Origin of the sequence: Massilia sp. TWR1-2-2 (genome assembly GCF_049897565.1) — a bacterium.
Taxonomy (GTDB): domain Bacteria; phylum Pseudomonadota; class Gammaproteobacteria; order Burkholderiales; family Burkholderiaceae_D; genus JAFCUW01.
In genome coordinates, this window is record NZ_JAFCWM010000028.1 from 1 (window position 1) to 26,647 (window position 26,647).

The window sequence follows — 26,647 nt, forward strand, 5'->3', positions numbered from 1 at the left end:
CACCGCCCTGACGATCAAGAAACCCACCCTTGAGACCCAATTGACCCTCCTGTAGTGGCATTTTTTAACATCGCCTCTATATGAATCAATAACTTACGCGCTCAACTGTCGAACTCGGGCGCCCACGATGGCTGCGGGTCGCCCGCCGATTCGGCCGCGCCGCCTGGCAGCGGCCAGACCAGAAATGACCCGCTCCTGAATCAAGGCCCGTTCGTACTGCGCGAGCGCGCCGAACACGTGGAACAGCAGCTTGCCCGATGCACTAGTGGTATCCATACCTTCGGTCAGCGACCGGAAGGAGACATGTTTCTCCTTCAGCGTGTTCACGATGGCGAGCAGGTGCGACAGCGAGCGGTCGAGCCGATCCAGTTTCCAGACCACGAGCACATCGCCGGGCCGGACGAATTCGAGCGCTTGGATCAAACCCGAACGATCATCCTTTGCGCCGGAGGCGCGATCCTGATACATGTGGCGCGCATCGACGCCGGCAGCGAGCAACGCGTCGCGCTGCAAATCCGTGTTCTGCCGGTCGGAGTCCGACGACACGCGCATGTAGCCAACCAGCATAAGCGGAAACCATTAAGATTAAGTTTCCGTATAGTAGCCAATAGCGACAAGGTTTTCCGCATGTTTTTAAAGGCGATGAGCGGACGTTTCGGGTGACAGTTGAGCGGCTGTCGTAAAACAACTGTTTTCCGACGGGCCGCAGACACCGAAATCAGACCGATCAGGCTTGTCCTGTAAAAATCAATAACCTTTTTCAATATGAAAAACTTAAAAAAACTCCGCAGCAACTTCGAACATAGAACGAACCGATCAATGTCGAGCCCATCGCTGGTTTGGTGATTTGAGATGGACAAATTCCGCCGGTTTGGGGGCGCTACACATAGCGGCAGAACAGTCAGTGCGCGCAAATGCTGTCTATGTCAGGTCAAAAATTTTGCCCGGATTAATGATGTTGTTCGGATCAAACACCTGCTTGATCGCCTGTAAATACGCAATTTCTTCCTTTGACCGGGTATAGCCCAAATACGGCTTCTTGGTCATGCCGACACCGTGTTCGGCAGAAATTGAACCGTCATATTTTTGCACAGTTTCAAACACCGATCGGTTCACAATCTGACATTTGGCAAGAAACTCGTCCTTGCCCAAGTTGGCAGGCTTGAGAATATTCAGGTGTAAATTACCATCGCCAATATGGCCAAACCAGACGATATCGAAGTCCGGATAGTTGGCCTGCACGATGGCGTCGATGTCGACAACAAATGCCGGCACATGCGTAATCAACACGGAAATATCGTTTTTATACGGCGCGAATTTGGCGATCGTCGCCGAAATGTCTTCGCGCAGGCGCCATAACTGCCTGGCCTGGGTTTCGCTCTGGCTCATTACGCCATTTTGTACCCAGCCGGCCTCCATGCACGCTTCAAAGACTTGCATCGCCGGCTCTTCAACGACGGGTGATGAAGCTTCAAATTCGAGCAACACATAAAACGGTGTCGCATCCTGGAACGGACGGGCCACATTGCCATCGGCAATCACGCATTGCAGCGCTAGTTCGGAAAAGAACTCGAAGGCGGTCAAGTCCAGCCTAGCTTGAAACGCCGCCAGGACAAGCATAATCGAATTGAAGTCGGGCATACCCAGTACCATCACACGCTAATCGCGCGGTTGGCGTTCCAGCCTGATCTCCGCTTCTGTGATAAAACCGAGCGTGCCTTCGGCACCGATAAACAAATGCCGCAAGTCATATCCGGTCGCATTTTTCGTCATACCCTTGTTCAGGTGCAAAATGTCGCCGTTGCCGGTGACGACGGTCAAACCAAGCACCCAGTCGCGGGTCATGCCATAACGGATCACCTTGATTCCGCCGGCGTTGGTGGCAATATTGCCGCCGATATGGCTGGAACCGGCCGATGCAAAATTGACCGGATAATACAGCCCTTGCTCGATGGCAAACTGCTGAAGTTGCCCAGTCAGCACGCCAGCCTGGACCCGCACTATATGATCGAGAGGTAAGTACTCGAGCACTTTGTTCATCCGGTCGAAGCTGACCACGACTTCGCCATGCGCGGCCACGGCGCCGGCCGACAAACCGGTGCGGCCACCCGATGGCACCAAAGCGATTTTTTCCAGATTGGCCAGTTTGACGATGGCTTGCACTTCTTCGGTGCTGGCTGGAAACACAATGGCTGTGGCGGCCGGCGCATATTGGCGGCTTGCGTCACAAGCCCAGTTTGCCAAGCTGTCGGCATCTATTTTGACGTGGGTCGCGCCTACGATGGCTTGCAGTTTTTCGATCATGGTCTGGTGTCAGTTCATCAATACAATACGCGGGCCCAAATCGTGCCGTCAATTTCCTGCAGCTTGTGCAGCACCACGGTGGAATAGTCGACATCGACATCCATCACCAGATATCCTACCGCATCATTGGTCATCAGGCTCTGTGCCGAGATATTGAAGCCATTTTCAGCGAAAATGCCGTTAATGGCAGACAATACACCGGGGATATTTTTGTGAATGTGCAGCAAACGGTGCTTGCCAGCGAGTAAAGGCACTGCCACTTCCGGAAAGTTTACCGCCGACAGCGTGGCGCCGGTATCGGAGTAGCGGACAAATTTCTCGGCCACTTCCAGACCGATATTAGCCTGGGCTTCCAACGTCGAGCCACCGATATGCGGCGTTAAAATAACGTTGTCGAATCGACGCAGCGGCGACAGAAATTCTTCATCGTTGGCTTTCGGTTCTTTTGGGAACACGTCGATCGAAGCGCCACCGAGTTGTTTGCTTTCTAGCGCCGCAGCCAGCGCGTCGATATCGACGCAACTACCACGTGCGGCATTGATAAAGATGCTGCCAGATTTCATTGTTGCAAACTGTTTGGCACCCATCATGTTTTCGGTCGAAGCGATTTCAGGCACATGCAGGGATACGACATCGGCTTGCGCCAACAGCTCGTCCAGTGTGCCCAGCTGACGAGCATTACCCAGTGGTAGTTTGGTGATGGCATCATAATAAATTACATGCATGCCCAGCGCTTCCGCCAGCACGGATAATTGACTGCCGATGTTGCCATAACCGACAATACCCAGTGTCTTGCCACGGGCTTCAAACGAGCCTTCTGCAGATTTCGACCAACCGCCGCGATGCACCAGTGCATTTTTCTCCGGAATCCCGCGCAATAGCAGGATGGTTTCGGCCAGCACAAGTTCAGCCACAGAGCGAGTATTGGAATGGGGCGCATTGAAAACAGGAATGCCTTTGGCCATCGCTGCACGCAGATTGACCTGGTTGGTGCCGATACAGAAGCAGCCAATGGCAATCAGTTTATCGGCCGCTTGCAATACTCTTTCATTAATTTTGGTGCGCGAGCGGATGCCGACAAAGTGGACGTTCCTGATTTTTTCGATCAGCGCATCTTCATCGAGCGCCGTGTGCAGGTAGTCAATATTGGTGTAACCATTGCTGCTCAAGACACCGATGGCATTTTTATGTACACCTTCCAGCAACAGAAAGCGGATTTTTGATTTATCTAAAGACAATTGGCTCATTACAATTCCTGGAATCTAAAAGGGTAAACCGCAGCGTCGGCGTCTCAAGTCGGTACAAGCCTGGCGTTGATCAAAGCCTCGTCGAGCGCGACGAAGGTGGTATTGTGCAGCTCGGTGAGCGGACCCCAGCCTGGAATGATGTCGCCATTGCGCTCGTAACCGATGGCCTTGAATTTCCACAGCCCTTCAATCAACTTAAGGTTGCCCACATGCAGACCCTGGTCAGCGAGGACGCGATAAACGCTGTCATTGAGCCTGCTGAGCGTCAGGGTCATTGCGGTTTATTGCGCATGTGGTCGGCAACTTTGGCAAAGGCGTTTGACAACTCGCGGCGCAGATCGGCGTCCTCCACCTCATCGCGCAGTGCACTATTCATGCATAGCATCCATTGGTCGCGCTCGCAGTCGCTGATGGAAAAAGGCAGGTGACGCTGGCGCAGCATCGGGTGACCGTATTGCTGCACATAGAGCGCTGGTCCGCCCATCCAGCCACACAAATATTTGAACAGCTTGTCCTGCGAGCCTTGCAAATTGTCGGGGTGCATCTGGCGAATGCCATAGGACTCCGGCAGTTCGTCCATGCTCCGGTAGAAGCGGGTGACCAGCGCGCGTACCTTTTCAGCGCCCCCGATGCGGTTGTAGTGCGTCGTCATGTTTAAAATCAGGCCGAAAAAGAAGAGCCGCAGCCGCAAGTTGACGTCGCACCCGGATTCTTGATGACGAACTGGGCCCCTTCGAGGTCATCCTTGTAGTCGATTTCTGCGCCGACCAGGTACTGGTAACTCATTGAATCGATGAGTAATTGCACGCCATTTTTCACCATCGCCGTGTCATCTTCATTGACGACTTCGTCAAAAGTGAAGCCGTACTGGAAACCTGAGCAACCGCCGCCCTGCACAAATACGCGCAACTTCAGGTCCGCATTTCCTTCTTCTTCAATCAGTTGGGCGACTTTCATTGCTGCATTATCAGTAAAGATGATCGGTGCCGGTATTTCAACAATTGCATTCATTTATGACTCCAGGTAAATACTAAAATTAAACCACGCCTGCTCGGGCAGCCTGCTCATCGGCATGGTAGGAACTGCGCACCATCGGGCCGCACGCCGCATTCACAAAGCCCATCTTGTAAGCTTCTTTCTCATACATCTTGAACATATCCGGGTGCACATAGCGGCGCACCGGCAGGTGACCGCCGGAAGGCTGCAGGTACTGGCCGATGGTCAACATGGTGACGTCGTGCGCCCGCAAATCGCGCATCACTTGCAAGATTTCGGCATCGGTCTCGCCCAGCCCGACCATGATCCCGGACTTGGTCGGTATGGCGGGATGGCGTTGCTTGAAACGCTGCAACAGGTTCAGCGAATTCTGGAAATCGGCGCCGGGACGCGCTTCCTTGTACAGACGCGGCACGGTTTCTATGTTGTGGTTCAACACATCCGGCGGCGCGCCGCTGAGGATATCGAGCGCCAGGTCGCGCCGACCAGCGAAGTCAGGCGTCAGAATTTCGATGCGCGTGGCCGGTGCACGGGCGCGGATCTGGACGATGCATGCTACAAAATGGCTGGCGCCGCCGTCGCGCAAGTCATCGCGGTCTACCGAGGTAATGACCACGTAATTGAGCATCATTAACGCAATGGTTCTGGCCAGCCGTTCCGGTTCGTTGGCGTCGAGTGCGTCGGGGCGGCCAGTGCTGACGTTGCAAAACCGACAGCGCCGCGTGCATTTGTCACCCATGATCATGAAGGTCGCGGTGCCTTTGCTCCAACATTCGCCGATGTTCGGGCACGACGCCTCCGAGCAGACGGTCACCAAAGCGTTGCTGCTGACGATGTTCTGGATGTCGCTGTAGCGGCCCGACGAGGACGGAGCCTTGGCGCGGATCCAGCTTGGCTTGGGCAATCTTGCGCCCGGAAGCATCTGGTCCCGTTTGGTCTTTTGCGAGCCTCTTTGCTGGTCCGTCCGATCAGGGAGATGATTGGTCTCCGATGGCTGCGGCAGTACAGCGACAATATTTCTGAAGGTGATGGTTTCGGTGCTCATGTTGCAGTTGTCCTCACTCATTGTGCGATTAATCCCAACGGTCGTCGCGTACCTGAATCACGCCATCTTGCATGCGTACCGGGAACGTGCTGGTTGGCTCATAGGCCGGCGCGGACAATGCCGCCCCGGTGCGAATGCAAAAACGTGCGCCGTGGCGAGGGCAAACGATCTGATCGCCTTCGACAGTGCCGCCAGTGAGCCGTCCGCCATCATGCGTGCAGACATCTTCGATGGAATAATATTGCCCACCCAGGTTAAACACCACGACCTGCGTATCATAGAGCTCGACAACCCGGCGCTCGCCGGAACCGAACTCTGCGACACGCGCGACTGTTACCCATTCACTCATTGCTATTCCTCATTCATCTATTTGCGCGCCAACGAGTTCCTCCACATATTTTTTCAAAACGGTTGCCAGCCGGCGTGGCCTTCAGTAACTCCGAGCCGATCATAAAGAGGCCGAAGCGTTCACCTTCGTTCCGCTGGTTCGCGCCGGTGATTGCCCGATGCCGCCCTTGGCGCTGCCGACGGCGATGATCTGCCGTATCCCGGGCAGCTTCCCGGTGCCGACCGCCTGGTGTGATTACGTGCCAGGCGCGTGCCTTCGCTTGTGGGTCCTGGTCAGACGTTTGCATGGCTAAGTTCCTTGTCGTTTTCAGTTCAGAGGGTGCGACGTTCCGCGGCTTAAATATCTTCAGGTCGGACTGCATGTCGGCAGCGCCAAACCGACCCGACCCGACGATGGTCAAGGCAATCGGTGTCATGCTGTGTGCTTGCGTTTCAACGCAAGCGGTTCCCAGAGACCAACCGGGAAATACCACGGCGCATCAAGACTTACACAGCCAACACTTCGATCTCCGGTTCAATCGTGCGAATCAGATTCTCGATACCTTTGAGGGTGCCCGCGATGGAACTCGGACAGGTGCCACAGGCACCCTGATAGTGGATGCTGAGATAATTGCCGGCCAGGCCGACCACGTGCAAGTTGCCGCCATCGCCTTGCAAAGAGGGACGGATTTGCTCGTCGAGTAGCTCGTTGATGTTTTCCAGGCGCTGCTGATCGTCGGCACTCAGATCCAGGATTGCGCTGCTCGCCGCAGCAACCATGGCGGCCGATTGCGCCTGCGCCGCCGGCGCGGCGCGCAGCGGTACGGCAATCAGGCGCACTAGGTCCGGCCAGTCGGCGCCGCCGTCCTGCGTGACCGTGAGCCAGCGGTCAACGTAAAACACATTGCTGACATGCTCGATGTCGAACAGCGTGCTGGCGAGCACATCGTCCTTGGCTTGCACGGGGTTCTCGTACGAGTGCGCGATACCCCAGCTGAGCGGCTCATGAAGAGTGAACTTCACCGCATTCGGATTGGGCGTGTCTTCAATTTCGGCAATCTTTGGCATGGTCATTCCCTCACTATCGGATCCGGATCAGGCATCGCCGATCGCCGCGTGCATCGGATCATGTTCGGCCTCGGTCGACGTGTTCTGCATGGCATTGAGCGCGGCATGCAGCGTGTGCCACGGGAGGATCGCGCATTTCACGCGCACCGGCAGGTCGCGGATGCCGGAAAATACCCGCAGCCGCCCGATATGGTGAGCGTCGGCAAGCTCGAGCTTGCCGGTCGCCATATCGAGAAACTCATTGATCAGTACTTCGGCCTCGGTGCGCGTCTTGCCTTTGACGGCCATCGTCATCATCGAAGCCGACGACTTGCAGATGGCGCACGCCGAACCCTGAAACGCGATGGCCTCGATGGACTGGCCGGCGGCGCCACTGCCGAGCGCTTTACCCATATTGAGTTCAACGTCGATATGGTCGCCGCACAGCGGATTATGCCCCACCGCATGATGACTGCGGCACGCGAGCGTACCGTAGTTGCGTGGCTGCTTGTTATGGTCGAGGATCACCTCTTGATATAACGCTCTAGGATCGGCCATCATAAAAACACTTTCTGCACGGTGCGGATGGCGGCGATCAGGGCGTCAACTTCCTCCATGCTGTTATAAAACGCAAACGAGGCGCGCGAGGTGGCCGGCACCTTGAAGCGCTGCATCACCGGCTGCGCGCAATGGTGTCCGGTGCGCACCGCGACGCCTTCCAGATTGAGCAGCGTCCCGATGTCGTGCGGATGCACACCCTCGACTGCGAACGACAGCACTGCGGCCTTGCGCGAAGCGGTGCCGATGATGCGCACGCCCGGCATTCGAACCATCTGCTCAGTGGCGTAGTCGAGCAGCGCAAGTTCGTGCGCGGCAATAGCGTCCATACCGATTGCCGACAGATAATCAACAGCGGCACCCAGCCCGATCGCGGCCGCGATCGGTGGTGTGCCGGCCTCGAATTTATGCGGGATCGTGTTGTAGGTGGTTTTTTCGAACGTGACCGACAGGATCATGTCGCCGCCGCCCTTGAATGGCTGCATCGACTCCAGCAGTGCGGCTTTGCCGAAAAGAATGCCGATGCCGGTCGGGCCACACAGTTTGTGCCCTGAAAATGCGTAAAAATCGCAATCGAGATCCTGCACGTCGACCCGCATGTGCGGCGCCGCTTGCGCACCGTCGACCAGCACCGGCACCCCGCGCGCATGGGCAAAGGCGATCATCTGCTTGATCGGATTGATCGTGCCTAGCGCGTTCGAGACGTGTGTCACGCCGACGAACTTGGTGCGCCCGTTAAACAGCTTCTCGTAGTCGTCGATCAGCAGCTCACCGGCGTCGTTGACCGGCACCACGCGAATCGTCGCGCCTTTTTCTTCAGCCAGCATCTGCCACGGCACGATGTTCGAATGGTGTTCGAGCGTGGTCAGGATGATCTCGTCGCCAGGCCCGATGAACTTGCGACCGTAGCCGTGCATCACCAGATTGATCGCATCGGTGGTGCCGCTGGTGAAGATCACTTCGCGTTCCTCTCGCGCGTGGATGAAATGCTGCAACGTGCGACGCGCTGCCTCGAATTCGTTGGTCGCAAGTTCCGACAGGGTATGCACGGCGCGATTGATATTGGCGTGCTGCGTGCTCTGATAACGCACCAGGCGATCGATCACCTGGTGCGGCATCTGACTCGAGGCCGCATTGTCGAGATACACCAGCGGCTTGCCATTGACCTGGAGCGTGAGGATCGGAAAATCGGCGCGAATCCGATCGACGTCGAATCGCGCTGCCGGCGTCGCTGCTGCTGCCTTCGGTGCAGTCTGAATGGTGGTCATGGCAGGCTGGTAGTTTGTTCGAGCACGGTCTGCTCGAGTTGGCGCTTGAGCGATGCCACCGGGATCCGGTCGATGACTTCGGCACCGAACGCATACGTCAGCAGGTTACGGGCAGCGGCCTCGGGCAAGCCACGGCTCTGCAGATAAAACACCTCTTCGCTGTCGAGCTGGCCAACGGTCGCACCATGCGTGCACTTCACGTCGGAAGCGAAAATCTCTAGTTGCGGCTTGGTGTCGATGTGCGCCTTGCCTGTCAATAGCAGGTTGCGGTTGGACTGTTGGGCGTCGGTGCGCCGCGCGCCTTCGCGCACCATGACCTTGCCGTTGAACACGGCGTGCGCACTGCCGCCGACGATGCATTTGTGCAGCTGGTGGCTCGAGCCGTCTGGCTGGGCATGGTCGATCAGGGTGTGGGTGTCGGCCAGTTGTCGCCCCGAGATCAGCGTCAGGCCGTCGAGCGCGCAAGTGGCGCCTTCGGCCTCTTGCACCACCTTCAGGTTGTAGCGTGAAATGCGCGCACCAAGCGCAACACTCACCGACGAATAATTGCTGGCGCGTCCGAGTGACACCGCGCAGTTTGCAATATGAAACGCTTGACTGCCTTCGCGCTGAACCCGGACGTGATTCACATGGGCATTATCTGCCAGCGCGATTTCGGTTACCGCGTTGGTGAAATGGGGCTCCTCTTGCCAGCGTGGCTGGTACAACACGACGTAATCCTCGATCACCGTCACGGCGCTACCGGCGTCGGCCAGCACCAGGCAACGGGGCGTGCTGACGACATCTTTTTGGGTTGCGATAAACAGCAGATGCACTGGCGCTTCCACGGCGACGTCGCGCGGCACGAGGACGACTGCAGCATCATGCAGAAATGCGGTATTTTGCGCCACGAATGTATCGTTGTCGAACGCCGCATGACGGCCGAGATGCGGCTCGATCCTGCTCGCGTGCGCAGCAATCGCTGCCGACAGGTTGGACACCACCACGCCGCTGTCTGTCCCGATGTCTGTCCCGGCGATGGACAACTGCGGCGCATAGATGCCATCAACAAACACCAGACGGCGAGTCGCCTCTTCAATAAAAAAGTGGGCGACATCGGCCGCGTCCAGATGCGTTGCACTTTGTGCCGGAGCAAACGACATTTTGGTGAACAGAGAAATATCGGTAAAGCGCCACTCCTCGTCACGTGTTGTGGGCAGGGTCAGCGCGCCGGCGCGCTCGAGAGCGTCGCTGCGCAGCGCATTGAGCCACGCCAACGGGCTCGCAGCGAGCTGCGGCTGTCCTGCCAACAGCCTTGCAAGATAACTCCCGGCAATGGTCGGAGTCAGTGCGGTGGTTTCGCTCATGCGCTTACACTCCTCGCAGCCTTCGCCGCACCCTTGTATTCGGCGCTGACCCAGTCGTAGCCGCGCGACTCGAGTTCCAGTGCGAGCTCTTTGGCACCGGTCTTGATGATGCGGCCAGCCTCCATGACATGCACGTAGTCGGGCACGATATAGTTCAACAGACGCTGATAGTGCGTCACCATCACGATCGCATTGTCCTTGGTGGAGAGCTGGTTGACACCGTGGGCGACAATTCTAAGGGCGTCGATGTCGAGGCCGGAATCGGTCTCATCGAGGACAGCCACAAGCGGCGCTAACAACGCCATCTGCAATATTTCGTTGCGTTTCTTCTCGCCACCGGAGAAACCTGCGTTGACGCTGCGATCGAGGAAATCGGGGCTCATTTCCAGCAACTTCATCTTTTCGCGCACGAAGTCGTCAAACTCCAGCGGGTCGAGCTCATCCTTGCCGCGCTGTTTTTGGACCGTGTTGTAAGTCAGGCGCAGGAACTGGCTGTTGCCGACGCCGGGCACCTCGATCGGATACTGAAAGGCCAGGAAAAAACCGGCGCGCGCACGTTCTTCGGGTTTCAGTTCAAACAGGTTCTGGCCTTCGAAGAGCACCGTGCCGTTGGTCACTTCATAGGCGGGGTGACCCGCGAGCACCTTGGCAAAGGTGCTTTTTCCGGAACCGTTTTGGCCCATGATGGCGTGTATTTCGCCGCTCCTTACCGTGAAGTCGAGGTCTTTCAAAATGTCGATGCCATTCACGCTCGCGCACAGTCCGCGCACTTCGAGCAAGATTTTGCTGTCCTGGTAAATCATCCGATACTTCCTTCCAGTTTGAAATTGAGGAGATTGGTCGCCTCGACCGCAAACTCCAGTGGTAATTGTTGAAATACGTCTTTGCAAAAGCCATTGATGATCATCGATACTGCGGCCTCCGCATCGACCCCGCGCTGGGCAAAGTAAAACATCTGGTCCTCGCCGATCTTCGAGGTCGACGCCTCGTGCTCGACCTGGGCACTGTTGTTGCGTACCTGGATATACGGGAAGGTGTTGGCGCCGCACTCGTCGCCGATCAACATCGAATCGCACTGGGAATAATTGCGCGCTCTGGCGGCGCTGGCCGCAATTTTGACCAGCCCGCGGTAGCTGTTGTTCGATTTACCGGCGGAAATGCCTTTGCTGACGATCGTACTGCGCGTATTTTTGCCGATGTGGATCATCTTGGTGCCGGTGTCGGCTTGCTGATAGTTGTTGGTGACTGCGACCGAATAGAATTCACCGACCGAGTTATCGCCCAGCAAGACGACAGAAGGATACTTCCAGGTGATCGCTGCCCCGGTCTCGACCTGGGTCCACGAAATACGCGAGTTGACGCCTTTCGCGAGGCCGCGCTTGGTCACGAAATTGTAAATGCCACCGACACCGTTTTCGTCACCGGCATACCAGTTCTGCACGGTTGAATACTTGATGTCGGCATTGTCGAGGGCGACCAGTTCGACCACCGCCGCATGGAGCTGATTGGTGCTGAACGCTGGCGCGGTACAACCTTCCAGGTAGGACACTGACGCCCCTTCCTCGGCGATGATCAGGGTGCGCTCGAATTGCCCTGACTCCTCGGTGTTGATGCGGAAGTAGGTCGACAAATCCATCGGGCATTTGACGCCCTTGGGAATGAAGCAAAACGAGCCGTCGGTAAATACCGCCGAGTTGAGGGCCGCGTAATAGTTATCGCCAGCAGGAACCACGCTGCCCAGATATTTCTGCACCAGCTCGGGATGCTCCAACACCGCTTCCGACATCGAACAGAAAATGACGCCGACCTCGGCCAGCTTGTCTTTATAGGTCGTGGCCACCGACACACTGTCAAAAATGACATCGACCGCGACGCCCGCCATCGCCATGCGCTCGTGCAGGGGCACGCCAAGCTTCTCGAAGGTACGCAGCAATTCAGGATCGACCTCATCGATGCTTTTCAACTTGGCCTTGACCTTGGGCGCGGCGAAATAGCTGATTGCCTGAAAATCGATCTTCGGATAGTGACAGTTTTTCCACTCTGGCTCCGTCATCTTGAGCCATGCTTGGTACGACGTGAGGCGAAATTCGAGCAGCCATTCTGGCTCATTCTTCTTGCTTGAAATCAGGCGAATGATGTCTTCATTGAGGCCCTTCGGTGCGACATCCGATTCGATCTTCGTGACGAAACCATGCTTGTAGGGTTGGTTGACTAGATTTTGCAGTACCGCACTCATAAAGTTACCTCAATGTTATCCATACCGAATATGTGAAATTGAACCTGTTTGAAAAACGAAAAATATCAAAGAGCTCACAATCCCGGCGACACTCGTGCAACTCCGGTGGTGCTCCGTGGCTATTTACGGAGAAGCGGTGTTTTTTTCAAGTTGAAGCTCTCGCCACAGCCGCACTCGCTCTCGGCGTTGGGGTTGTCGAACTTGAACGTCTCATTGAATCCTTTCTTGACGAAATCAACGCGTGAGCCGGCCAGAAATGGCAGGCTGACAGCATCGACCACAAGCGTCGCGTCATGCGACTCGAACACATGGTCGCCAGCACGCACTTCGTCGGCGTAGTCGAATGTGTATGCAAAGCCGGAACAGCCGACTTTTTTGACACCCACGCGCAGACCGAGGCCCTTGCCGTTTTTCGCAAGCTCGGCCTGAATTTTTTTTCGCTGCATTTTCCGTCAATGTAATTGTCATTTCTATTCACCTTTTTATGCACACCGGGCCGTGTTGATCGCCGGACGGGCCGATTGCCAAATGCGGACCTCGCCCGCCCTTGCCCCTTCACCGCACCGACGACGCCGTTGTGATGGCAGTTGCCGACCGGCCCAGTTGACGCGATATCTGCTGTCAAACTTCACTCAAAACACCGCGCTCGAAATACTTGACTAATTTAGTCAACAATTCAGCTTATAATACCCGACTAAATTAGTCAACCATGCTGTTTAAGCGGGTATTCGGCCAAACCAGATTCACCCAGCGCAGAAAGAAACCACGAACTGCGCACAAGCGAAGTCTGGACTAGACCGACCATGTAGCGGTTGCAACAGGTTGTGCCTGAAACCGGTTTGCGCCAACGGTGGTGGGCGGGATTGGCTCCTGCGGCGGCGCGGTTGCCACCACCAGAGCGTGCTGATCGCCCCGCAGAACCTGTCGTGCCTCGGCACGACGAGCGGCAATCTGATAGATTGAAATGCTTCTTGCATGCTGTAGCCATCCGAAATCCTTGGCAATTCCTTCTCAGGAGCATCAAATGAGCGATTCTTTCTCCACCCGCGACCTTCTCACCGTCAACGGCACCGGCTATACCATCTTCAGCCTGGCAAAATTGGGCCAGCGCTTCGACTTGACCCGGCTGCCGTTCTCGATGAAAATCTTGCTAGAAAATCTGCTGCGCTACGAAGACGGCGTGTCAGTGACCAAGGCGTCGATCGAGGCCGTGGCGCAGTGGAATGCGACGGACGAGCCGGCAACGGAAATCGCCTTCATGCCGGCGCGGGTGGTGCTGCAGGATTTCACTGGCGTGCCCTGCATCGTCGATTTTGCGGCGATGCGCGACGCCGTCGTCAAGCTCGGCGGCTCGGCGACCAACATCAACCCGCTGATCCCGTCCGAGCTGGTGATCGACCATTCGGTGCAGGTCGATTCCTACGGAAAGCCCGACTCGCGCGACATCAACAGCGAGATCGAATTTGCCCGAAACGGCGAGCGTTACAGCTTCCTGCGCTGGGGCCAGAAAGCGTTCAACAATTTCAAGGTGGTGCCGCCCAGCACCGGCATCGTGCATCAGGTGAACCTGGAAAACCTGGCGCGCGTGGTGATGGCGCGCGATATTGACGGCGTGAAGTACGCGTTTCCGGACACCGTGTTTGGCACCGATTCACACACCACGATGATCAATGGCCTGGGCGTGCTGGGCTGGGGCGTTGGCGGCATCGAAGCGGAGGCCGCGATGCTGGGTCAGCCAAGTTCGATGCTGATCCCGCAGGTGGTCGGCTTCAAGCTCATCGGAAAGCTGCCCGAAGGCGCGACCGCAACCGACCTGGTGCTGACCGTCACGCAAATGCTGCGTTCGCTCGGCGTGGTCGGCAAGTTCGTCGAATTCTATGGCGACGGCCTGAATCACCTGCCGCTGGCCGACCGCGCGACGATCGGCAACATGGCTCCGGAATACGGCGCCACGTGCGGCATCTTCCCGATCGATGATGAATCGCTGAACTACCTGCGCCTGTCCGGGCGCAGTGAGGAACAGATCCGCCTGGTCGAAGCCTACGCCAAGGCGCAAGGCCTGTGGCGCAGCGACCAGGAAGCCGAGTACAGCGCGACCCTGCATCTGGACATGGGCACCGTGCTGCCGTCGCTCGCCGGTCCGAAGCGACCGCAAGACCGCGTGCTGCTGTCGGACATGAAGAACAATTTCACCACCAATTTGAGTGGTTTCGTCGCCAATCGCAAGCCGGGCAAGGTTGCCGTGCAACGCTTCGAAGACGAGGGTGGCGACACCGCCGTCGAGCATGACACCTCGGTCAACGCGTCGAGCCCGGCGTTGAAGGGCAGCGATGTCGCGCTCAAGGACGGCGCCGTGGTCATCGCCGCGATCACCTCCTGCACCAACACCTCCAATCCCGCGGTGATGTTGGCGGCCGGACTGGTCGCTCGCAATGCCGTGACCAAGGGTCTCAAGGCCGCGCCATGGGTCAAGACTTCGATGGCCCCGGGATCCCTGGTGGTGACCGATTACCTGACCAAGGCAGGCCTGCTCGCTGACCTGGAAAAGCTTGGTTTCTTCATCGTCGGCTACGGTTGCACGACTTGTATCGGCAATTCCGGCCCGCTGCCCGACGACGTGACGCGTGACATTGCCGAGCAAGACCTGGTCGTCGCCGCGGTCCTGTCCGGCAACCGCAACTTCGAAGGCAGGGTGCATCCGGAAGTAAAAATGAATTACCTGGCGTCGCCGCCGCTGGTGGTCGCCTATGCGCTCGCCGGCACGGTGGACATCGACTTGACGAGTGAGCCGCTAGGCACCGGCAGTGATGGCGAACCGGTCTACCTGCGTGACATCTGGCCGTCGAACCAGGAAATAGGCGACTTGATCGCGCGCAATGTCAGCCCGGAGCTGTTCAAGCGCAACTATGCCAACGTCTTCGCCGGCGACAGCCGCTGGAACCAGATTGCCTCGCCCGATGGCGCAGCGTTCGAATGGGACCAGGCTTCGACCTATATCAAGAACCCGCCCTACTTCGAAGGCATGCAGATGAGCGTCGGTAGCATCGGCGACATTCATGGCGCGCGCCTGCTTGGCCTTTTTGGCGATTCGATCACCACCGACCATATTTCGCCGGCCGGCAACATCAAGGCCGATTCGCCAGCCGGTCGTTTCCTGCAATCGCGCGGTGTGCCGCCGGCGCACTTCAACTCCTACGGCTCGCGTCGTGGCAATGACGACGTGATGGTGCGCGGCACCTTCGCCAACATCCGCATCAAGAACCTGATGCTGGCCGGAGAGGAAGGCGGCGCTACCATCCACTATCCGTCGAACGAGAAGCTGGCGATCTACGATGCGGCGATGAAGTACAAGGCCGACGGCGTGCCGCTGGTGATTGTCGCCGGCAAGGAATACGGCATGGGTTCATCCCGAGATTGGGCGGCCAAGGGCACGATGCTGCTGGGCGTCAAGGCCGTGATCGCCGAAAGCTTCGAGCGCATCCATCGCTCCAATCTGGTCGGCATGGGCGTGCTGCCCCTGCAATTCATGGCCGGTCAGAATGGCGCATCCCTGGGCTTGACGGGCAATGAGTTGCTCGACATCACCGGTCTGCAAGATGGTGCTGGTCGAATGGTCGACGTTGTCGCCACCAGCATTGATGGTCGCGCGGTTTCCTTCAAAGCGCAGGTGCTGTTGATGACGCCCAAGGAAGTCGTGTACTTTCGCCATGGCGGCATCCTGCATTATGTGCTACGCCAGCTGGCGTCCAGAAAGGCTGTGTGATGGGCCTTGCAGCAAGGAGAAAGGCGTCCTTGCCGTGGACCGGATGACTGCGATTGACTTTCGTCGCTATGTGTTCGGTTAGGTCACACGAGCGCAGGGCACCCCACGTGCGATAGGTAATGGCAAGATGATCGACCTGAACGCGCTCCTGGCCGCGCTGGATTTCGGGTGACAAAATTTTCGGGGGTTCCGGCGTAGAACCCCAAGCAAATGCACCGCATCGCCATTTTCAGATGGCTAGGCGCTACATCACCATGGCAAAATGGGGCTTGGCAAGGACCGCGAAGCCGGCATTGTGGATCTAACCGAAGGGACGATCCGGCGGCCTCCGTAGCACGTCTCCAGCGAACCATGCGCCGCAGGCTCGCTCCTCATTAATTGATTCGGCGGCTCCGGAAAAAACGGTACACATACGGTACACCCACCATGTTTGCCCGATTCCGTAAAACTACGCGAAACTACTGATTCGTAATTACTTTTAACTTTTACAAATTACGCTTACATTACTTTGATTGTGCTTGACAGACGGTTTCGCTGTCAAACTCATAATCCGTCGGTGCCGTGTTCGACTCACGGGAGGCCCACCAGTAAAATCAAGGACTTAGCCCGGTTTAATTCCAAGCTTTGTTCTTTTAGTTTCTCGCATCAGCCCGCGTACCCATTGTGTACCCCTATTTCATCAATGCTGAGTCATCGATCATGGCGGGCGATGGCGTTCGGACGCGATGATGGCGGGAGTAGCGCGCCGGCGCCACTGATCTCGAGATCTGGCATTGCCTGGGGTAAGAGTTCGCGTCGTCTACGACCGAGGGGTTAATTTATCGCCCGACTGTGGCTGCGAGAACGTAGGGCATCACCTCAAAATCTCTTTTGCGGTATCGGGGGCTAGCGGCGATAGCCAGGTCGCTTCGCGCCCTTTGCGATCAACGAAGGCTCCGCCCCGAAACACTGTACGCGCACAGGCACCTCGGCTGGTAGGCGGCTGATGGCGCCCTCGCCGACGGCCGCGCCGCCATTGGAGCGCTTGGGTAGCAACTTCGGGCGGCGCGCGGCGACTATCTTCATCAGTTGGCTGGCCAAGACAATCATTTCGCTCGATCTCCGGCGCTGAGAGGTGCCCGCCGATGGCTGTGTGGGTGCGGCTGAGCAGTCGCCTCGGCTGGCCGGTCAGTGGCGTTGGCCGGCGCTTATCACCACCGCCAAGCATTTGGTTGCAACTTGGGAGCCTAGAGTCTTGTCGGCCATCGCATAGCACAGGTTTGCCAGGTCGACGAAACCTCTGGCGCGCGCTTCTGGTGTAATTTCTCGAAGAGTGGTACCTACAAGCTCCACCAAACGTTCCTCGCTCAGATCGGCTTCGGAAGCACAGCCACTTGTATCTCGCAGCCATTCTTCGAAAAAGCCGATCAATATCATGTTCCACATTATGGGGCCAGGGTCATGTCGTTATACATAAGTCCGCGGCCCCGCTCAGCCTGGCCCAAAAAGTCGTTAACATTCAATGAGTTGCAGATGGGGCTTGTAAGCTTTCGTGAGATCGCGTTTACTCTCTGACTTTGGGTGACGCATTGACCAAGGTAACGCAGCGCTGGACGGATCAAGAATTTGCGGGACTCAATCTTGGCGATGCTCGCCTCAACAAGGGAGCGAGAACATTGATGGAACGATTTGCGGCGACACCGACGGCGAGCATCCCGCAGGCATGCGACAACTGGAGCGAAACCTGCGCGGCCTACGCTTTCTTGGCAACGACGAGGTGTCGTGGGAGGGAATTCTTGCCCCGCATTGGGAACGCACCCAGGAACGCATGCGCGAACATCCCGTTGTGCTGTGCATTCAAGACACCACCGAACTCGATTTCAACGGCCAGGAAGCTGAAGGCCTCGGACCGCTGAACTACGAAGCACGGCGCGGGATGTACCTGCATCCGACGTATGCGGTCACGCCAGGGCGCGAACCGCTGGGTGTGCTCGATGCATGGATGTGGGCGCGTGAAATGCGCGATGCCGACGGTGTGCGCCATGGGCAGAAAGAAAGCGCTCGCTGGATCGAAGGCTACGAGCGCGTCGCCGAGATGGCCGCTAACATGGCGGACACACGGCTGGTGTATGTGGCCGACCGCGAGGCCGACTTGGTGGCGATGATGCGCCGCGCGCGCGAACTGGACACGCCAGTCGATTGGTTGGTGCGGGCCAAGCACAACCGCTGCTTGCCCGATGGCGATGGCGACAAGCTGTGGGTGCGTATTCCATGGCCATGCGACCACCGATTCCACGCCAATCCAGCCACCCATTCCACGCCAATCCAGCCACCCATTCCACGCCAATCCAGCCACCGATTCCACGCCAATCCGGCCACCCGTTCCACGGCAATCCGGCCACCTGATCGGCGACCTGCCTGACGGCCAGGAACGAGCGTAGTACGCGGGACAACTGTGCCATCCTCGGCAATTTTTGTTGAGGATCAGATGGCGAATAGGAGGTTGTCCATGCGAGATATTATCGAGATACTGAGGTTGAGCCAGGACGATGGGCGCAGCACCAGGGAGATTGCCAGAATCGTCGGCGTGGCGCGCACGTCGGTTGGCGAGATCGTGCGCCGGGCTACGCTCGCCGGCGTGAGCTACCCGGTGCCTGCCGACTGGGACAATGCGATGCTGGAGGCGAAACTGTATCCGCCGATGGCGCCATCGGGCACGAGCCGTCCGTTGCCCGACTGGGCGCATGTGCACCGGGAACTGGGCCGCAAGGGCGTGACGCTGGACCTGCTGTGGCAGGAGTACAAGGAACGCCACCTGGACGGCTACCTGTACAGCGGCTTTTGCGAGCACTACCGGCGCCGGGTCGGCAAGCTGTCGGTGACGATGCGCCAGACCCACACGCCAGGTGAAAAGCTGTTCGTCGACTACGCCGGCAACACGGTATCGATCACCGACCGCGGCACTGGCGAAATACGCGAGGCGGCCATCTTCGTCGCCGCCATGGGCGCATCGAGCTACACCTACTGCGAGGCGACCTGGAGCCAATCGCTGCCAGATTGGATCGGCAGCCACGTGCGCGCCTTCGAGCACATGGGAGCGGCTCCCGCAGCCCTTGTGCCCGACAACCTCAAGAGCGGCGTCATCAAGCCCTGCTTCTAGGCCCCGGAAATCAATCCCACCTACCGTGATCTGGCCGCACACTATGGCTCGGTAGTGCTTCCAGCCCGGCCGTATCGGCCCCGCGACAAGCCGAAAGCGGAGGCTGTCGTGCTGCTGGCCCAGAGGTGGATTCTGGCCAAGCTGCGCAACCAGCGCTTCTTCAGCCTTGACGAACTGAACCGGAGCATACGCCCGCTGCTCGGCGCCCTGAACGCGCGACCGTACCAGAAGCTGCCGGGTTGCCGCCAATCGGTGTTCGAGGAGCTTGACCGACCGGCCATGCGGGCGCTGCCGGCGACGCGCTACGAGTTTGCCGAATGGAAGGTGGCCACCGTCGGCATCGACTACCACGTCGATGTCGCTGGCCACTACTACTCGGTGCCGCACCGCTTCGCCCGCGAGACGGTCGATGTGCGCCTGACGGTGTCGGTCGTCGAACTGTTCCATCGCGGCAGCCGGGTCGCCAGCCATGTACGCAGCGCGTTCAAGGGCCGGCACACGACGGTCGATGCACACATGACGGCGGCGCACCAGGAGGTCAATGGATGGAGTGCCCAGCGTCTTACCGACTGGGCCGCGCGCATCGGTCCGCACACCTGCGCCGTCGTTGCCAGCGCGATGCGCCAGCACCAACATCCACAGCAGGGATATCGCGCCTGCCTGGGCATTGTACGGATGGCCAAGCAGTTTGGCGCCGACCGTCTCGAAGCGGCCTGCGACCGTGCCATCGCCGTCGGCACGCCGTCCTACCGCAGCCTGCAGTCGATCCTCAAGCATGGTCTTGACCGCAAGCCGGTCAGCGTGCCGGCCCAATCGAGTCTGCCGTTCGACCACGCCAATGTGCGTGGCCCCAACTACTATCATTGAAGGACGTTACCATGTTGAATCATCCCACCCACGACAAGCTTCAACAGATGCGCCTGGCCGGCATGGCCAAGGCGTTGGCCCAGCAAAGCCAGCACGCCGAGATCGGCCAGCTGTCGTTCGAAGAGCGGCTCGGCCTGCTCGTCGACGCCGAGCTGGCCGAACGCGAATCGCGCCAGAACGGGGCGCGCCTCCAACGTGCGAAGCTGCGGCAGGCGGCCACGCTGGAAGACGTCGACTTCTGCCACCCGCGCGGTCTGGATCGTGCCATGTTCGCCCGCCTGATGACGTGCCGTTGGGTCACCGAGCACCAGAACGTTCTGCTGTGCGGTCCGACCGGTATCGGCAAGACCTATCTTGCCTGCGCGCTGGCCAACCAGGCTTGCCGCCAAGGCCACAGCGCCCTGTACGTGCGCCTGCCACGGCTGCTCGCCGACCTGGCGCTCGGACGCGGCGATGGCAGCTACGGCAAGACGTTGGCGAAACTGGCCAAGACGGCGGTGCTGGTCATCGACGAATGGGCCCTGCCCAAGCTTAATGACGAGGGCCGGCGCGATTTGCTGGAGATCTTCGAGGACCGCCACCAGGCCGGTTCAACCATCATCACCAGCCAACTGCCCCAGAAGCTATGGCACGAGTCAATCGGAGATCCCACGCTTGCCGACGCGATTCTTGACCGCCTCGTCCATCAGGCCCACTCGCTAGACCTGTCCGGCGAGTCGCTGCGCAAGAACGGCAAACCAGTCTGACGATAAGCATAAGGGGCACGTGCGCAGGCACCGCCTTGCCCACCGCGGCGAGCGTTCATGGTCTGGATAGGGACCACGCCGGCCGCCGTGGACAAGGCTATGTCGACGTCCCGTCCTGCATGCAGCCGTCATGAAAAGGCCTGCGGTAAAAAAGGAAAATGATTGACCTGCAAAGGGAGATCATAGTAAAAAACACTAACCCCGCGTCGCTACGCTCTGACTGGCCGCCATCATGTGGAATGGGTGGCTGAATTGGCGTGGACCAGGTGGCCGGATTACGGTGGACTGGCTGGCCGGATTGCTGTGGAATGGGTGGCTGATTTGCGTGGAATACGCACTGTGGGCCCACGCCAGCGCCGGTGCGGCCTTGGGGGAGATCACCTTTACGCTGGGGGCACGCGACAAGCAAAAGGCGCGCACGGTGCGCCAGCAACTGTGGAATCGAGCGGTCGAAATATCGGATGGCGCGGGCGGACGCATCACTGCCACCTGTGTAGTGGCGCGCGAAATAGGCGCGCCCAAGGGCGTCAAACCGATCGAGTGGCGTCTGCTGACGAACCGACCAGCACCAACGCTTGAGCAGGCCATCGAACTGATCGACTGGTACTGGGCTCGCTGGGAAATCGAGATCTATTTCCATGTCCTCAAGAATGGTTGCGAAGTCGAAGCGTTGCAACTGTCGGCGATCGACCGGATCGAACGGGCACTGGCCCTGTTCATGGTGGTCGCCTGGCGCGTCACCTATTTGATGCGCAAAGGCAGAACCTGTCCTGACTTGGACGCCCGGTTGTTCTTCGATCCCGACGAGATACGCGGCGCCCGTCTACTGACCAAAAAGAAGATGCCGGTCATCCCTCCAACCGTGAATGAAGTCGTACGGCTCATCGCGCAGGTGGGCGGGTTCCTCGGCCGAAAGAGCGACGGTGAACCTGGCGCAAAAACGATCTGGCGCGGGCTCGATCAAGTCCACGCCGCCGCCGAGACATTGCGCGCTACGTGAAGGGCTCGGATGACTTATGTATAACGACATGGGCCAGGGTCGAGAACGCGTGACGTGCGAAACCATGTCGCGACAGAATGAGCGAGCAATAGGCTCGTGATCAGTAGCGCAACCTGCATGGGGATGACAAGCGGCCCCAACTGAACTGCATCCATGGATTACTCACGAGCTCAACAATATGTTCTGGATAGCGCAATCGAATTAGCGGATTATTAAATGGTCCGTCAGCCAGCACCGCCGTTCCCGGGTCTTCCGGAGCCGCCTCACGTTTCCATAAGCCGTTTTTGTTCGTTGTGGGCACCAATCAGCTCACAGTGACGTCGCCCGAACACTATATCAGAAAATAATCTATAAAATAGTATAAAATATGTCCTCGGTGTCGCCTTATCGACTACAACTGACGGAGTTATAATGATCTTCAGGCAACTATATGAACCCCTTTCGAGCACCTATACCTACCTACTTGGGGATGAAGACTCGGGGTTGGCAATACTCATCGACCCTGTCATAGCAACGATGGACCGCGACCTGGCTGAGGTGCGCCGATTAGGCCTGAAGCTTGCCTATACGGTCGACACCCATATCCACGCCGACCATATAACTGCGGCTATGGAAATGAAGCGAGCTGTCGGCAGTAAGATTGCTGCCCCGGCCCACGACCAGCTTCCTTGTGCGGATGTCGGCATCGAAGAAGGCAAGCCCTTCATTGTCGGTAGCGTTGTCTTGCACCCGTTACACACTCCAGGGCACACCGACGGGCACTTTGCGTACCTGTTCGGTGAACGTGTCTTCACTGGAGATGCTTTGCTCATAGAGGGCTGTGGCAGGACCGACTTTCAAAACGGCGATGCCGATGCGCTGTACAAGAGTGTGCGCAGCAAGTTATTTACCCTACCCGACGAGACCCTGGTCTATCCGGCACATGACTACAAGCAGCGCTTCGTCTCATCCATCGCCCAGGAAAAGAGGAGGAATCCACGCCTGGGCGACAGCAAAACGCTCGATGAATTCAAGGCCATCATGAGCAATTTGAACCTGCCGTACCCGAAATTTATCGATTACGCAGTCCCGGGCAATCGGCAATGCGGCGTTTGTCCGTCGCATTTGCCAGAGGACCTGGCAGGATATTGCAAACAGATGAGCGAAAGCCTGCAAGGTTAACTGATGACTAAAAATGAAAGGAATCCAGATGGCAAACTTTAAACGCACTGACGAAGGTATTTTCATCGGGCCTCAACCTGCCGAGCAGGACTTGAGAGAGGCAAAACGGCTCGGCATTCAAACGGTTATCGACATGCGCATGCCTGGTGAAGGCCCGACCTCCAATGATGAAATGACGAGATGCAATGGCCTTGGCTACGTCAACATACCAGTCAACAAGACAGCGTTAGCAGGACATCAAATCGACGAACTGGAGCATGTGATGGAACGGATGCCGGGACCTTATCTACTGCACTGCGCTACCGGAGCAAGGGCCGCACTGCTGCTTGTGCTGAGCCGCGCGAGGCAGCGGGGATGGACGGCCGAGCGCACGTTTCAGGAGGCGCAGGGAATGGGCTTCAACCTGGAAGACTCGGACAATTTTGCGGTTTTCGTAAGGGAAACTACGGTTCAATAACAGATGCGTCCGCATACCCGGGCAAAGCAATGCTGATGGGTTCTAGAGCTGACTTTCAAAAATGAAAAAAGGATTACGACCATGATTTCATGCATTCCAAAGACGTCGGCCAGAATGATGGTTGGCCTGATGTTCAGCGCATTTCTTTGATCAATATGGGTAACGCAGTCGGGCAGGACGTCCTCCGTATATATGGTCCAGGCGGACCGGCGCCCGCAATGAAGGAGACCGCGACGGCGTTCGAAAAGAACGCCGGCGTAAGCGTCGAGGTAACGGCAGGCCCCACCTCGGCCTGGATCGACAAAGCCAAACAAAATGCCGATGTCATCTATAGTGGGTCGGAAACGATGATGACGGATTTTGCGGTGGCGATGGAAGGACGGATCATCGAACAGACCATCAAGCCCTTGTATCTTCGTCCCCTGGCGATACTTGTATGGCCTGGTAACCCAAAGCACATTACAGGCGTCAAAGATTTTTTGAAGCCCGGCACAAAGATCCTCGTCGTCAATGGCGCAGGGCATAACGGCGTTTGGGAAGACATGGCAGGCCGAAAAGGTAGTATCGAAACAGTGCGCACGCTACGCAACACACCGTCAGCTATGCCAAAAACAGTGCCGAGGCTCGAACGACCTGGACTGGCAAGCCTGAGATTGATGTCTGGCTGATTTGGAATATCTGGCAGGTGTCGAATGCAAAGCTGGCTGATGTGGTACCAATCGAGGCTGACTACGCCATCTATCGCGATACCGGTGTTGCCCTGACGGCGCGGGGGGGCGACGAAGCCCGAGGCCAAACAGTTTGTCGAATTTTTGCAGTCCCATGAGGGTGCTCTTATTTTCAAGAAATGGGGTTGGAGGGAGTGACGCCATATCGTTCCAGTGACGCGCTCCAAGTCACCGCCAGTTAACCTGACGCCAAACGCCGACCAGCAGAGATGCAGGCCTGTTGCCAAGGTGGCGCATGATTACGGCACCCCCGTAAGTCCACCAGGCGGGTTAAGGACAGGCTATCCTGCCGTCGAGGGCAGGCGCAGGTGCGCGCTCAGGCCTCCATCGGCGCGGTTTGCCAATGCGAGTTCGCCACCATAGCGCTGGACAATTGTGTCCACAATCGACAGGCCCAGGCCGCAACCGTGGCCGCGCCCCTTGCGCCAGAAGCGCTCGACCGAGCGGGCGATGTCGTCGTCGCTCATGCCCGTACCGCAGTCTTCTACGCGAAATGACATTTGCCCACCGGCTTTTTCAATCCGCAGAAACACTTCACTGCCCGGTGGCGAGTGGCGCAATGCGTTGTCGAGCAGGTTTCGCAATGCCGCCACCGCCAGGCTGGACGGCATGACCAGTGCGCCATCTGTGCCCACCTGTTCGATGACGATGCGGGACTGTGAAGCTGGCGCGATCTGCGCGATCGCCGAGTGCGCAATCGCATTGGCGCGCCCGTGGTCCTGATCGTCCAACGGAAACGGAGCATCAAGCCGCGCCAGCATCAACAACTGCTCGATGGTGCGCTGGAGGCGATTCACACCTGCTTCGGCTTGCGCCAGCGCTTCGCCCGTACCCTTGGCGTCGGGGCACAGTCGAGCAACCTGAATATGCGTCTTGACGGCAGTAAGCGGCGTGCGCAGTTCATGCGCGGCATCGCCGGTAAAGCGGCGTTCGCGCTCGAGCGCGCCGGCGACCCGGGCCAGCAAGGCGTTGACGGTCGTCACCAGCGGGCCGAGTTCGAACGGCACACGGGAATGCGGCAATGGCTGCAGCGCGCCGGGCGCGCGGGCGGCCAGCGCCGCACGAATGCGCTCGAGTGGCGCCAGGCCGGACCGCACGCCCAGGCCAAGCGCCAGCAGACTGCCGGCCATCGCGATCAGTACCGGTACCGAGGCGGCCCGCACTACCTCGTACAGCAGCTGTTCGCGGCGCTCCACCCGATCGGCCGTGGTAACGCGCAGCCCATTCTGCTCCAGGGTAAAACTGCGCCAGCGCTCGCCGTCAATCGTCCTGGTGCGATAACCGGGCGACGCCATGCCGAGGCGTTCAGGGCTGTTCCCGGTTCGGGCGACGACGTTCCCGCGCAGTTGGCGGACCTCGCAGGCAACCCCATTGAGTGAGACGATCGACGGCATCGGCTGCACCGGCGACATGTCCGGCACTGGCGTCGGTGGCAACTGTGCAAGCAGACCGGCCACCATGTGGGCGGACGCGGCAAGGCGTTCGTCGAGCGCGGCGCGAAATTCGCTGCGCAGGTCGATCAGCATCCAGGTCGATGCGGCTAGCCACAAGAGCACAAAAGGCAAGCCGATGATCAGCAGCAGCCGCAGTCGCAGGCTCATTTTCCTGCTTCCCCGAGCCGGTAACCGATGCCGCGCACCGTTTCGACGATGTGCGGGCCAAGTTTGCGCCGCAGGTGGTGAATATGGACGTTGATTGCATTGCTCTCGACGATGTCGGCCATCCCGTAGAGGCTATCCTTGACCTGGTCCGGACCCAGTATGCGCTTGCCCGCATGCAGCAGCGCCTGAAGCAAGGCCAGCTCGCGCCGCGCCAATTCCACCGGCTGTCCGTGCAAGGTGACAAGGCAACTGGCCTGATCGAATCGCAAGCCGCCGTGCTCGATCACGTCGACGCTGCGCCCGGCGGCGCGCCGATGCAGGGCATGGAGGCGCGCCACCAACTCGGCCAGGTCGAACGGCTTGAGAAGATAGTCGTCAGCGCCGGCGCGCAGCCCGGCGACGCGATCATGCACGCCGTCGCGCGCGGTCAGTATCAGGATTGGCCAGTCATTGCCGGCACTGCGCCAGCGCTGCAGCAAGGCGATGCCATCTTGGTCGGGCAGGCCGAGGTCGAGGATGACGACGTCGAACGCGCTCGTCGCAAGTGCCGCATCGGCCCACTTCGCCGTGTCGGCATGGTCGACCGTGATCGCGGACAGCCGCAAGCCGGCCACGATGCCGCTCGCCACCAGCTCGTCGTCTTCGATCAGTAAAACATGCATGGGCTGGCTACACCAAAAAATTTCATCATAGCAGTCGATGGTTAAAAACATGTTAACCAAGGGAGGCGTCGCTGCCTTAACGTTGCCGTAATCGGTCGCGGGTACGCTGTGGCCATGAACTATATTCGGATTGAACCACGGGCAACGAA

25 protein-coding genes and 3 pseudogenes are annotated in these 26,647 nt (G+C 58.4%); 8 read left to right on the top strand and 20 right to left on the bottom strand.

Features of this window, described 5'->3' with window-relative positions; genetic code table 11:
* Positions 1-93: 93 nt before the first annotated feature.
* The 17 genes from ACP7DD_RS21400 to ACP7DD_RS21480 all read right to left on the bottom strand — a co-directional run bounded on the left by ACP7DD_RS21400 (position 94) and on the right by ACP7DD_RS21480 (position 12,820).
* The gene (locus tag ACP7DD_RS21400; RefSeq protein WP_426176859.1) at positions 94-567 is read right to left on the bottom strand and encodes a recombinase family protein; all 474 of its coding nucleotides are present in this window, start codon (positions 565-567) and stop codon (positions 94-96) included.
* Between the two features lie 354 nt (positions 568-921).
* On the bottom strand, positions 922-1,653 hold the full coding sequence (locus ACP7DD_RS21405) for an FAD-linked oxidase C-terminal domain-containing protein (RefSeq protein WP_426176914.1): 732 nt from the start codon (positions 1,651-1,653) through the stop codon (positions 922-924).
* A gap of 6 nt (positions 1,654-1,659) precedes the next feature.
* Positions 1,660-2,304, bottom strand: coding sequence for an FAD-binding oxidoreductase (locus tag ACP7DD_RS21410; RefSeq protein WP_426176860.1), 645 nt, complete (start codon positions 2,302-2,304; stop codon positions 1,660-1,662).
* A gap of 17 nt (positions 2,305-2,321) precedes the next feature.
* Positions 2,322-3,551, bottom strand: a complete 1,230-nt coding sequence (serA, locus tag ACP7DD_RS21415) for a phosphoglycerate dehydrogenase (RefSeq protein WP_426176861.1) — start codon at positions 3,549-3,551, stop codon at positions 2,322-2,324.
* A 44-nt stretch (positions 3,552-3,595) separates the two neighbouring features.
* Positions 3,596-3,826: a hypothetical protein gene (locus ACP7DD_RS21420; RefSeq protein WP_426108135.1), complete on the bottom strand. Its 231-nt coding sequence runs from the start codon at positions 3,824-3,826 to the stop codon at positions 3,596-3,598.
* Positions 3,823-4,203 (bottom strand): group II truncated hemoglobin, encoded by a 381-nt coding sequence (locus ACP7DD_RS21425; protein ID WP_426176862.1) that lies wholly within the window; start codon positions 4,201-4,203, stop codon positions 3,823-3,825. Before ACP7DD_RS21425 ends, ACP7DD_RS21420 begins: the two co-directional genes overlap by 4 nt.
* 8 nt (positions 4,204-4,211) lie before the next feature.
* Positions 4,212-4,562 (bottom strand): iron-sulfur cluster insertion protein ErpA, encoded by a 351-nt coding sequence (erpA, locus tag ACP7DD_RS21430; RefSeq protein ID WP_426176863.1) that lies wholly within the window; start codon positions 4,560-4,562, stop codon positions 4,212-4,214.
* A gap of 25 nt (positions 4,563-4,587) precedes the next feature.
* Complete coding sequence (gene lipA / locus ACP7DD_RS21435; RefSeq protein WP_426176864.1) at positions 4,588-5,592, bottom strand: lipoyl synthase; 1,005 nt, start codon at positions 5,590-5,592, stop codon at positions 4,588-4,590.
* A gap of 28 nt (positions 5,593-5,620) precedes the next feature.
* Entirely contained in the window at positions 5,621-5,941 is a 321-nt protein-coding gene (locus ACP7DD_RS21440) for a non-heme iron oxygenase ferredoxin subunit (RefSeq protein ID WP_426176865.1), read from the bottom strand.
* A 13-nt stretch (positions 5,942-5,954) separates the two neighbouring features.
* The gene (locus ACP7DD_RS21445) at positions 5,955-6,356 is read right to left on the bottom strand and encodes a hypothetical protein (protein ID WP_426176866.1); all 402 of its coding nucleotides are present in this window, start codon (positions 6,354-6,356) and stop codon (positions 5,955-5,957) included.
* A gap of 70 nt (positions 6,357-6,426) precedes the next feature.
* Positions 6,427-6,987 carry a NifU family protein gene (locus ACP7DD_RS21450; protein WP_426176867.1) on the bottom strand — a complete coding sequence of 187 codons (561 nt, stop codon included), beginning with the start codon at positions 6,985-6,987 and terminating at the stop codon, positions 6,427-6,429.
* A 27-nt stretch (positions 6,988-7,014) separates the two neighbouring features.
* Positions 7,015-7,527, bottom strand: coding sequence for a Fe-S cluster assembly sulfur transfer protein SufU (sufU, locus tag ACP7DD_RS21455; RefSeq protein ID WP_426176868.1), 513 nt, complete (start codon positions 7,525-7,527; stop codon positions 7,015-7,017).
* A complete protein-coding gene (locus tag ACP7DD_RS21460) occupies positions 7,524-8,792 on the bottom strand; it encodes a SufS family cysteine desulfurase (RefSeq protein ID WP_426176869.1) in 1,269 nt (422 codons plus the stop codon). The genes sufU and ACP7DD_RS21460 overlap by 4 nt, the downstream gene beginning before the upstream one ends.
* Positions 8,789-10,138: a Fe-S cluster assembly protein SufD gene (sufD, locus tag ACP7DD_RS21465; RefSeq protein WP_426176870.1), complete on the bottom strand. Its 1,350-nt coding sequence runs from the start codon at positions 10,136-10,138 to the stop codon at positions 8,789-8,791. Before sufD ends, ACP7DD_RS21460 begins: the two co-directional genes overlap by 4 nt.
* Positions 10,135-10,941 carry a Fe-S cluster assembly ATPase SufC gene (gene sufC / locus ACP7DD_RS21470; RefSeq protein WP_426176871.1) on the bottom strand — a complete coding sequence of 269 codons (807 nt, stop codon included), beginning with the start codon at positions 10,939-10,941 and terminating at the stop codon, positions 10,135-10,137. Before sufC ends, sufD begins: the two co-directional genes overlap by 4 nt.
* Entirely contained in the window at positions 10,938-12,374 is a 1,437-nt protein-coding gene (gene sufB, locus ACP7DD_RS21475; protein ID WP_426176872.1) for a Fe-S cluster assembly protein SufB, read from the bottom strand. Before sufB ends, sufC begins: the two co-directional genes overlap by 4 nt.
* Before the next feature lie 119 nt (positions 12,375-12,493).
* Positions 12,494-12,820: a HesB/IscA family protein gene (locus ACP7DD_RS21480; protein WP_426176873.1), complete on the bottom strand. Its 327-nt coding sequence runs from the start codon at positions 12,818-12,820 to the stop codon at positions 12,494-12,496.
* Positions 12,821-13,398: 578 nt separating this feature from the next.
* Here ACP7DD_RS21480 and acnA point away from each other — a divergent pair.
* Entirely contained in the window at positions 13,399-16,137 is a 2,739-nt protein-coding gene (gene acnA / locus ACP7DD_RS21485) for an aconitate hydratase AcnA (protein ID WP_426176874.1), read from the top strand.
* Between the two features lie 1,167 nt (positions 16,138-17,304).
* Here acnA and ACP7DD_RS21490 read toward each other — a convergent pair.
* The gene (locus ACP7DD_RS21490; RefSeq protein WP_426176875.1) at positions 17,305-17,562 is read right to left on the bottom strand and encodes a hypothetical protein; all 258 of its coding nucleotides are present in this window, start codon (positions 17,560-17,562) and stop codon (positions 17,305-17,307) included.
* Positions 17,563-17,705: 143 nt separating this feature from the next.
* Here ACP7DD_RS21490 and ACP7DD_RS21495 point away from each other — a divergent pair.
* From ACP7DD_RS21495 to ACP7DD_RS21525, 7 genes and pseudogenes are all read left to right on the top strand, one after another.
* A pseudogene (locus ACP7DD_RS21495) lies at positions 17,706-18,376 on the top strand (IS4 family transposase); the annotation flags it as partial.
* Positions 18,377-18,604: 228 nt separating this feature from the next.
* Positions 18,605-20,143 (top strand): annotated as a pseudogene (gene istA, locus ACP7DD_RS21500) (IS21 family transposase).
* Positions 20,144-20,154: 11 nt separating this feature from the next.
* Positions 20,155-20,889 (top strand): IS21-like element helper ATPase IstB, encoded by a 735-nt coding sequence (gene istB / locus ACP7DD_RS21505; protein WP_426176876.1) that lies wholly within the window; start codon positions 20,155-20,157, stop codon positions 20,887-20,889.
* Between the two features lie 337 nt (positions 20,890-21,226).
* Positions 21,227-21,889, top strand: a pseudogene (locus ACP7DD_RS21510) (IS4 family transposase); the annotation flags it as partial.
* Between the two features lie 411 nt (positions 21,890-22,300).
* Positions 22,301-23,050 (top strand): MBL fold metallo-hydrolase, encoded by a 750-nt coding sequence (locus ACP7DD_RS21515; protein WP_426176877.1) that lies wholly within the window; start codon positions 22,301-22,303, stop codon positions 23,048-23,050.
* 28 nt (positions 23,051-23,078) lie between these two features.
* Entirely contained in the window at positions 23,079-23,507 is a 429-nt protein-coding gene (locus tag ACP7DD_RS21520) for a beta-lactamase hydrolase domain-containing protein (protein ID WP_426176878.1), read from the top strand.
* A gap of 89 nt (positions 23,508-23,596) precedes the next feature.
* Entirely contained in the window at positions 23,597-24,175 is a 579-nt protein-coding gene (locus tag ACP7DD_RS21525) for a substrate-binding domain-containing protein (protein ID WP_426176879.1), read from the top strand.
* 341 nt (positions 24,176-24,516) lie between these two features.
* Here the strand turns inward: ACP7DD_RS21525 and ACP7DD_RS21530 are convergent, their stop codons facing one another.
* Positions 24,517-25,836: an ATP-binding protein gene (locus ACP7DD_RS21530; RefSeq protein WP_426176880.1), complete on the bottom strand. Its 1,320-nt coding sequence runs from the start codon at positions 25,834-25,836 to the stop codon at positions 24,517-24,519.
* Complete coding sequence (locus ACP7DD_RS21535; RefSeq protein WP_426176915.1) at positions 25,833-26,498, bottom strand: response regulator; 666 nt, start codon at positions 26,496-26,498, stop codon at positions 25,833-25,835. The genes ACP7DD_RS21530 and ACP7DD_RS21535 overlap by 4 nt, the downstream gene beginning before the upstream one ends.
* Positions 26,499-26,647: the final 149 nt, after the last annotated feature.

Bases quoted from the DNA above. Each gene is read 5' to 3' on its own strand.
- ACP7DD_RS21530 (WP_426176880.1), bottom strand. From the start codon at position 25,836: ATGAGCCTGCGACTGCGGCTGCTGCTGATCATCGGCTTGCCTTTTGTG.
- ACP7DD_RS21535 (WP_426176915.1), bottom strand. From the start codon at position 26,498: ATGCATGTTTTACTGATCGAAGACGACGAGCTGGTGGCGAGCGGCATC.
- ACP7DD_RS21440 (WP_426176865.1), bottom strand. From the start codon at position 5,941: ATGAGTGAATGGGTAACAGTCGCGCGTGTCGCAGAGTTCGGTTCCGGC.
- ACP7DD_RS21480 (WP_426176873.1), bottom strand. From the start codon at position 12,820: ATGCAGCGAAAAAAAATTCAGGCCGAGCTTGCGAAAAACGGCAAGGGC.
- ACP7DD_RS21445 (WP_426176866.1), bottom strand. From the start codon at position 6,356: ATGACACCGATTGCCTTGACCATCGTCGGGTCGGGTCGGTTTGGCGCT.
- sufD (WP_426176870.1), bottom strand. From the start codon at position 10,138: ATGAGCGAAACCACCGCACTGACTCCGACCATTGCCGGGAGTTATCTT.
- erpA (WP_426176863.1), bottom strand. From the start codon at position 4,562: ATGAATGCAATTGTTGAAATACCGGCACCGATCATCTTTACTGATAAT.
- ACP7DD_RS21490 (WP_426176875.1), bottom strand. From the start codon at position 17,562: ATGTGGAACATGATATTGATCGGCTTTTTCGAAGAATGGCTGCGAGAT.
- ACP7DD_RS21410 (WP_426176860.1), bottom strand. From the start codon at position 2,304: ATGATCGAAAAACTGCAAGCCATCGTAGGCGCGACCCACGTCAAAATA.
- ACP7DD_RS21400 (WP_426176859.1), bottom strand. From the start codon at position 567: ATGCTGGTTGGCTACATGCGCGTGTCGTCGGACTCCGACCGGCAGAAC.
- sufB (WP_426176872.1), bottom strand. From the start codon at position 12,374: ATGAGTGCGGTACTGCAAAATCTAGTCAACCAACCCTACAAGCATGGT.
- serA (WP_426176861.1), bottom strand. From the start codon at position 3,551: ATGAGCCAATTGTCTTTAGATAAATCAAAAATCCGCTTTCTGTTGCTG.
- sufC (WP_426176871.1), bottom strand. From the start codon at position 10,941: ATGATTTACCAGGACAGCAAAATCTTGCTCGAAGTGCGCGGACTGTGC.
- ACP7DD_RS21420 (WP_426108135.1), bottom strand. From the start codon at position 3,826: ATGACCCTGACGCTCAGCAGGCTCAATGACAGCGTTTATCGCGTCCTC.
- ACP7DD_RS21425 (WP_426176862.1), bottom strand. From the start codon at position 4,203: ATGACGACGCACTACAACCGCATCGGGGGCGCTGAAAAGGTACGCGCG.
- sufU (WP_426176868.1), bottom strand. From the start codon at position 7,527: ATGATGGCCGATCCTAGAGCGTTATATCAAGAGGTGATCCTCGACCAT.
- lipA (WP_426176864.1), bottom strand. From the start codon at position 5,592: ATGAGCACCGAAACCATCACCTTCAGAAATATTGTCGCTGTACTGCCG.
- ACP7DD_RS21525 (WP_426176879.1), top strand. From the start codon at position 23,597: ATGCATTCCAAAGACGTCGGCCAGAATGATGGTTGGCCTGATGTTCAG.
- ACP7DD_RS21405 (WP_426176914.1), bottom strand. From the start codon at position 1,653: ATGGTACTGGGTATGCCCGACTTCAATTCGATTATGCTTGTCCTGGCG.
- istB (WP_426176876.1), top strand. From the start codon at position 20,155: ATGTTGAATCATCCCACCCACGACAAGCTTCAACAGATGCGCCTGGCC.
- acnA (WP_426176874.1), top strand. From the start codon at position 13,399: ATGAGCGATTCTTTCTCCACCCGCGACCTTCTCACCGTCAACGGCACC.
- ACP7DD_RS21450 (WP_426176867.1), bottom strand. From the start codon at position 6,987: ATGCCAAAGATTGCCGAAATTGAAGACACGCCCAATCCGAATGCGGTG.
- ACP7DD_RS21515 (WP_426176877.1), top strand. From the start codon at position 22,301: ATGATCTTCAGGCAACTATATGAACCCCTTTCGAGCACCTATACCTAC.
- ACP7DD_RS21520 (WP_426176878.1), top strand. From the start codon at position 23,079: ATGGCAAACTTTAAACGCACTGACGAAGGTATTTTCATCGGGCCTCAA.
- ACP7DD_RS21460 (WP_426176869.1), bottom strand. From the start codon at position 8,792: ATGACCACCATTCAGACTGCACCGAAGGCAGCAGCAGCGACGCCGGCA.